The following is a 6,449-nucleotide window of genomic DNA, read 5'->3' on the forward strand; positions in this document are numbered from 1 at the left end:
TCCTAGAAGACACGGCCAGCGTTGGCGCGAAGCCACGTGTCCGGATTGATGGGCGTGGTGCCGTCCTGGTGCACTTCGAGGTGCAGGTGCGCGCCGGTGCTCCGGCCGGAGGAACCGACGAGACCGACCCGGTCGCCTGCGGCCACGGTCTGCCCGACCCGCAGCGGCGAGGAGCCGACGATCATGTGTGCGTAGAGGGTGGAAACCAGTCGACCGTTGATGCGGTGGTCGATGATCGCGTACTGGCCGAATTCCGAATGTCGGCCGGCGACGCGCACGGTGCCGGCAGCGACGGCACCGATCGGCGTCCCCATACCAGGCGTCAAATCCAGCCCCTGGTGGGCGCTTGAGCAGGTTGCGCATGGGGCGATCCGGTACCCGAACCCGGAGCTCATCGGCACCGGGCCGGGGAACGGCCACTGCACGTCCCCACCGCCGGTCGACGCCCCCACTGCCGGTATTCCTGACGAGCCTGCCGACGTCGCGGGGGCCGGTGCAGGGGCGGAGACCGTGAAGCTGTCGCGGGTGAGGTTCGGGTCGAGTGCTGCGGCTGCGACGGTCAGTGTCTGCGCGGGCGCCGCAGTTGCTAGTGGCATCCCGGGTGTGGCCGCGACCGCAGTCGGGCCCGGGAGGGCTGCGGACGCGAATAGCACCACCGCTGCCGCTGCCGCCGTCGCGGCTGCAGCTGACGGGACGGGACGCGCCCGACCAGCGGACGTTGCGACTGGAGCCGGCGGCGTCACAGTCCGGCGAGGGGTGCTGCGACCACCGGTTCCTGCAGTCACCCGTCTGCGGGTGACGGGGCGCGAACGGGTTTCGAGGCGCTCAGCGGCAAGGGCTTCACGGCGGGTCAGTGGAGCCAAGGGACGTTCGGAGTTGGCAGGGGTGGGTGCGGGAGTATTCACGCGTCGAAAGGTCTTCCGGTGAGGTGCGGGCAGGACGCAACTGACGGCCCCGCAGCGCAGGGTCGTCTGGAAGAGTGATCAGACGCGCGCGATCGAGAGCACCGTCAGCGATACCGCTGATGGTGCTGCCATACGCCGCGGCACCATGGCCACACGGGCGAGCATCTGCGACAGGGTGAACAGCGACCGCCGCGGCGAGGTGATCGCTGCCAGCGCGGCGACCGCGCCAACGACCATCGCCGCCAACCCGAGCAGGGCGCAGAAGATGCTCGCGGCACCATGCTCCGCATCCACATGCGTCGCCGCCGGGTCGACTTCGGCTGTGTCGAGGGCAGATGCGACGGCGCCGGTGAGCGTCGGGATTGCTTCGTCGGTGTGGCTGGCGAGGTTCTGCAGTGTTAGCGCACCCAGCAGCAGCAAGACGGCAGCAACGACCGCGGTGACTGCTCGAAGCAGCCGGAGCGGGAGGTCGTGGCGAAGTGTCGTCATGATCATGTGGGGGCCGTGCGCGGCTTCATCCAGTGTGCAGGACGCGTTCGCGCCGCACAGACTGGATGGTGGCGTGTTGCCGCCGCGCTGATTGTCGGGGATCCGGATGGGAGAGCACTGCAAACCGGCGCCAGTGGCGGGTCGTGCTGCTGTTGGGCTAGTCACGGTCGTTGAGGGCGGCGAGCCGGTCGTTGTAGGCGGTCAGGTCTGCGTCGCCGTCCCGGTCAGCTTGCCGGTCGAGGCGTTTCGCGGTGCGCTCTTCCGAGCGTCGCCAGTTCCGGACGACGAGGAGCGCGACGAACACCATCGGCAACTCACCCGCTCCCCAGGCGATCCCGCCGCCGGTGCGTTGGTCCGCCAGGAGCGCTGCGGTGTCGGTCTGTCCGAGAGCACGGAACCAGTCGAGCGCGTACACGGTTGCGCTGCTCATCACCGCGACGCCGAAGAACGCGTGGAACGCCAGCGTCGCCAGCAACGCGATGATCAGGATCGGGTACGGCGGCCGGCGGGGGCCGGGGTCGATTCCGACGAAGACCCAGAAGAACAGGTACCCGCTGAGCACGAAGTGCAGCACCATCGCGACGTGCCATTCATGGGACTGCATCGACGCTTGGAACGCACCTGTGAAGTAGAACGCGACCAGCGAGCCGGCGAAGATGACACCGGCGACGGCGGGTTGGGCGAGGAACTGCATCCACTTCGAGTGCACGAACAGCAGCAGCCACTCGCGGGCGCCACGGGAGCCGTCGTTGCGGATCGGCAGGGTCCGGAGGGCAAGGAGAACTGGACCGCCAAGGACCAGCGGCAACGGGACGAACATCATCAGCAGCATGTGCTGGATCATGTGGCTGGAGAAGTGGATCATGCCGTACACGGCGGGGCCGCCGTTCATCGTCCAGATGAACACCGCGCAGCCGAGCACCCAGCTGATCGTGCGACCGATCGGCCACCGATCGCCGCGCTGCCGTAGTTTCCGGACGGCCAGGAGATACCAGACGATCCCGGTCACGGCGAGGGCGGTCCACACCCAGTCCCAGTGCCATGCGGTGAGAAACCGTTGAAGCGTCTGCGGATCCGGGTACGTGTACCCGATCAGCCCGTCGCGCGTGTCCGCGCCAACTGTAGGGGCCTGTGGGATCGGCGGCTGGCTGCGAGATACGGCCACGGATGCGCCGATGGCGATCGCCATGAACACGATTTCCGCTAACGCGAACCGGACGAACAGCCGTCGGTTCGTGGGCTCGCGCAGCAGCCCCGGGACGATTTTTCGTCGTTGGACCGCACCAGCAACGCCGAGGAGCACCAGAGCTCCAGCTTTCACGGTAATCAGCCACCCGTAGGAGGTGGTGACCAGGTCCAGCGGGCCGGTGAGACGGAGCGAAGCGTTCACAACGCCGGAGAACGCGACCGCGCCGAACGCCCACCCGGCAAGGGCCGAGTAGCGGGCGATGACCCGGCCGGTGGCACCCTTGGTGCGGGTCCGCAGCAGCAGCACCGCGACGAGCCCCCCGACCCATACGCACACCCCGACGAGGTGAATCGCCAGGGAGTTCACGGCGTTGGCGTGTTCCAGGGAACCCGCGGCGTGACCGGAGAGAGATAGTGGCAGCAGCGCGAAGAGCGCAGCAACGGTCGCGACAGCGAGGGTCGTTACGCGAGTCGCGAAGGCGGCGAGGACTGTTGCAATCAGCGCCGCGATGGCGGACACCAGGTACACCTGGCCTGCCTCCAGGCGGAACAAGAACTCCGGGAAGATCCGGTTGAACACGGCGCTGCCGATGGGAGCGCCAATTGTGTTCGCGCCGGTGAACACGATGCCCGCGACAGCGGCGAGGAACCAGACTGCTCCCGATGTTGCCGCCCACCGGGCAGCACGGTGTTGGACGCTGGAGACAGCGCCGTGGTCGGTGCGGCGGGCCGGCAACGCGAACGCGGCCACGATCAACAGCCCAACAGTGACGGCCGCCATCGCGTCATGTAGGACTCGTGCGACGGGCATGCCCCAACGGACGAGGCTGCCGGCGTCGACGAGCTGCGTTTCCTCGTTCAGCGCGCCGGTCATCGTCAGGCCGAGCAGCGCGCAGCCAAGGGCAACGGGCACGGCGACGGTCAGCACCGTCACCGTATTGGCACCCTGTCGGCTGAGCTGCTGAGGGGCTGTGGGAGCGGTCACCGAAGCCACCTGCCTGCGCGGGTTTGGGTGCGGTGGTCGGTGCGGGGCATGGAGTCCGATCAGGTGTGTGGGGTGTGCTCGTGCTGCGTGTGACCGGCAGGTTCGAGCTGGAATGTCGAGTGCTCGACGCTGACCTCGAAATGCTCGGCGACACAGGTCTGCAGCTCATCCAGAAGCGCCGGCAGTGAACCGTCTGTGAAGGAGTCGCGGTCGACGATGACGTGCGCCGTCAGCACGGGCAGTCCGGTCGCGATCTGGCTGGCGTGCAAGTCGTGCACATCCACGACGCGGTCCCGTTCCAGGAGGTGCTGCCGCACCGCGTCGAGGTCCAGACCCGACGGGGTGGTCTCAAGCAGCACGCTCACTGTCTCACGAAGCAGCTTGAAGGCCCGCGGAAGGATCAGAACGCCAATCAGCAACCCCGCAATCGCATCCGCGCCACCCCATCCGGTGACCGTGATGACGAGCGCGGCGACGATGACCGCGACGGACCCGAGCGCGTCATTGACGACCTCGAGGAACGCCGCCCGAAGATTGAAGTTCGCGTTTCGTCCGCTGACCAGGACCAGGATCGACGCGATGTTGCCGACCAGGCCGATCACACCAAACGTCAGCAGCCCCGCCGAAGCGATCTCCGGCGGCGCGAACAACCGCTGAACACCCTCGATCAGCACGAACAGACCCACCGCCAGCAGCACCGCAGCCTGCGCGGTCGCAGACAGCACTTCCGCGCGAGCGAACCCCCACGTGCGCTTCGCTGTGGCCGGTCGGCGTGCGAGGTTCGCTGCGATCAACGCGGTCGCGAGGCCGCCGGCGTCGGTGAGCATGTGTGCCGCATCGACCAACAAGGCGAGGCTGTTGGTCAGGATCGCGCCGACCACTTCCGCGACAAGGATCGTCGCCGTGATCGAAAACGCGATTGCGAGGCGCTTGCGATTCACTGCGTGCGCGTGCGCGTCCGCGGCGTGGTCATGTCCGGTGCTCATGCGTCGTGCTCCGCACTGTGGTGGTGTCGCACCACGTCGCCGACCGTGTGCTCGGCTTGGAAGATGGCGTCGTGCACGAGCTTGTTCGCGTGGTCGTTCGCCAGCCGGTAGAACACGCGATTGCCCTCCTGCCGGGTGGTCACCATCCGCGCCATCCGCAGCTTCGCCAGGTGTTGAGACACCGCCGCCTGCGACCGGTCGACCGTCGCCGCGAGATGGTTCACCGACAACTCGTCCTCCCGCAACGCCAGGATCAGGCGAATCCGGGTGGGATCAGCGAGCATCGAGAAGATCTCGGCCGCAATCTCGACGTGAGCATCGTCAAACTCCGACAGTCCCACGTTCGAATATTCGCTCATGCGAATATCCTTGCATGGCGAGCAGGCAGACGGCAACGCCGTGTCCGTCGGTTTCTGTAGTCGACAACTACCAGCTACACGTCATTGGAGACTGTATAGTCACCGCATGCTGACCATTGCTTCGCGGCTTGACGTGATGACCCGTCTCGGACGTGCCCTGGCCGATCCGTCCCGAGCCCGGATCCTGCTTCGGCTGCTGGACGAACCCGGCTACCCGGCACGCCTGGCGGACGAGCTGCAGTTGACCCGCACGAACGTGTCGAACCACCTTGCGTGTCTCCGCGGCTGCGGCATCGTCGTCGCCGTCCCGGAGGGGCGCAGCACCCGGTACGAGATCGCGGACCCGCACCTCACGCGAGCGCTGGGCGCACTGGTCGACGTCGTTCTCGCCGTCGATGACGGCGCCGAGTGTACGGACGAGGACTGCGACGTCCCGCTGTGCTGCGGAGCCGGCGCATGAGCGCCGCGATGCAGCTTGGTGCGCCCCTGACCGCCGCGCGTCGGACGCTGTTGCAGCGACGGGTGCGGTGGATCGTCGCCGCGACGATCACCTACAACGTGATCGAAGCCGTGATCGCGATCGCCGCCGGCACGGTGGCGTCCTCCACAGCGCTGATCGGGTTCGGTCTCGACTCCATCGTGGAAGTGCTCTCCGCTGCAGCGGTCGCGTGGCAGTTCGCCGGCCGCGACCCGGAAGCGCGCGAGCGCACCGCGTTGAAGGTCATCGCGGTGTCGTTCTTCGGCCTCGCGCTGTACGTCACCGTCGACGCCGGCCTCACCTTCGCCGGGCTTCGCGAGCCAGAGCACAGCACCGTTGGCATCGTCCTCGCCGCGGTGAGCCTCGCGGTGATGCCGTTCCTCAGCTTGCTGGAACGGCGCACCGGGAAGGAACTCGGCTCCGCGTCCGCTATCGCTGACTCGAAGCAGACCCTCGTGTGCAGCTACCTGTCCGCCGCGGTCCTGGTTGGCCTACTGCTGAACACGCTGTTCGGGTGGACTTGGGCTGACCCGGTGGCGGGGCTGGTCGTGGTGGTCTTCGCGGTCCGGGAGGGGTTGGAGGCCTGGCGCGGCGACGCGTGTAAGCAGCCGGTGTCGGCGCTGACCGGTGAGCGCGACGTCGACACCTGCGACTGCTGCTGACGGGCTGGGCTCCTTGTGCAGCGCGGGGAGCGGTTCCTGCTCGACTGGTTCGAGTTCGAGGCCATCGCGGACGGGTACCGGCTCTGGTCTGCGGACGATCGAGAGCCCGTCGCGGACGTCGAGGCGCTGCCGGAACAGTGCCAGGTGTGCATGCTCCGCTCGGGGCTCCGGTTCCGATACGACAGTCTCGATGACGTCGAGCGGCGGGTGGGTGCATGTCGCCTGCTCGGTCTGTAGGGGTCTCGGCAGACCGTCCCGCGGCCCATCTGGCTAGGGCGTGTTGATCAAGAGGTTCCGCTCCTCGGTGGGTGAGTCTTGAACGGTGACGCGACAGGAGATCTCTGACGAGGTGTGGGCCGTGATGGAGCCGTTGATGCCGACGGTGACCGGTCGGTCG

7 protein-coding genes are annotated in these 6,449 nt (G+C 67.5%); 2 read left to right on the forward strand and 5 right to left on the reverse strand.

Annotation, left to right across the window (positions count from 1 at the left end):
* Positions 1 to 2: 2 nt before the first annotated feature.
* The 5 genes from M3666_RS15095 to M3666_RS15115 all read right to left on the reverse strand — a co-directional run bounded on the left by M3666_RS15095 (position 3) and on the right by M3666_RS15115 (position 4,912).
* Positions 3 to 452 carry a M23 family metallopeptidase gene (locus M3666_RS15095; RefSeq protein WP_175325096.1) on the reverse strand — a complete coding sequence of 150 codons (450 nt, stop codon included), beginning with the start codon at positions 450 to 452 and terminating at the stop codon, positions 3 to 5.
* Positions 453 to 983: 531 nt separating this feature from the next.
* Positions 984 to 1,400 (reverse strand): hypothetical protein, encoded by a 417-nt coding sequence (locus tag M3666_RS15100; RefSeq protein ID WP_175325097.1) that lies wholly within the window; start codon positions 1,398 to 1,400, stop codon positions 984 to 986.
* 151 nt (positions 1,401 to 1,551) lie between these two features.
* The gene (locus tag M3666_RS15105) at positions 1,552 to 3,516 is read right to left on the reverse strand and encodes a cytochrome c oxidase assembly protein (protein ID WP_251155655.1); all 1,965 of its coding nucleotides are present in this window, start codon (positions 3,514 to 3,516) and stop codon (positions 1,552 to 1,554) included.
* A gap of 110 nt (positions 3,517 to 3,626) precedes the next feature.
* Complete coding sequence (locus M3666_RS15110; RefSeq protein WP_175325098.1) at positions 3,627 to 4,553, reverse strand: cation diffusion facilitator family transporter; 927 nt, start codon at positions 4,551 to 4,553, stop codon at positions 3,627 to 3,629.
* Complete coding sequence (locus M3666_RS15115; protein ID WP_251155656.1) at positions 4,550 to 4,912, reverse strand: metalloregulator ArsR/SmtB family transcription factor; 363 nt, start codon at positions 4,910 to 4,912, stop codon at positions 4,550 to 4,552. The genes M3666_RS15110 and M3666_RS15115 overlap by 4 nt, the downstream gene beginning before the upstream one ends.
* A 106-nt stretch (positions 4,913 to 5,018) precedes the next feature.
* Between M3666_RS15115 and M3666_RS15120 the strand changes: the two genes are divergently transcribed.
* Positions 5,019 to 5,372, forward strand: coding sequence for a helix-turn-helix transcriptional regulator (locus M3666_RS15120; protein ID WP_251155657.1), 354 nt, complete (start codon positions 5,019 to 5,021; stop codon positions 5,370 to 5,372).
* Complete coding sequence (locus M3666_RS15125) at positions 5,369 to 6,052, forward strand: cation diffusion facilitator family transporter (protein ID WP_175325101.1); 684 nt, start codon at positions 5,369 to 5,371, stop codon at positions 6,050 to 6,052. The genes M3666_RS15120 and M3666_RS15125 overlap by 4 nt, the downstream gene beginning before the upstream one ends.
* Positions 6,053 to 6,449 lie beyond the last annotated feature (397 nt).

It is taken from the genome of Curtobacterium sp. ODYSSEY 48 V2 (genome assembly GCF_023712625.1).
In the GTDB taxonomy this organism is placed as follows: Bacteria; Actinomycetota; Actinomycetes; order Actinomycetales; family Microbacteriaceae; genus Curtobacterium.

Bases quoted from the DNA above. Each gene is read 5' to 3' on its own strand.
- M3666_RS15120 (WP_251155657.1), top strand. From the start codon at position 5,019: ATGCTGACCATTGCTTCGCGGCTTGACGTGATGACCCGTCTCGGACGT.
- M3666_RS15115 (WP_251155656.1), bottom strand. From the start codon at position 4,912: ATGAGCGAATATTCGAACGTGGGACTGTCGGAGTTTGACGATGCTCAC.
- M3666_RS15100 (WP_175325097.1), bottom strand. From the start codon at position 1,400: ATGATCATGACGACACTTCGCCACGACCTCCCGCTCCGGCTGCTTCGA.
- M3666_RS15110 (WP_175325098.1), bottom strand. From the start codon at position 4,553: ATGAGCACCGGACATGACCACGCCGCGGACGCGCACGCGCACGCAGTG.
- M3666_RS15125 (WP_175325101.1), top strand. From the start codon at position 5,369: ATGAGCGCCGCGATGCAGCTTGGTGCGCCCCTGACCGCCGCGCGTCGG.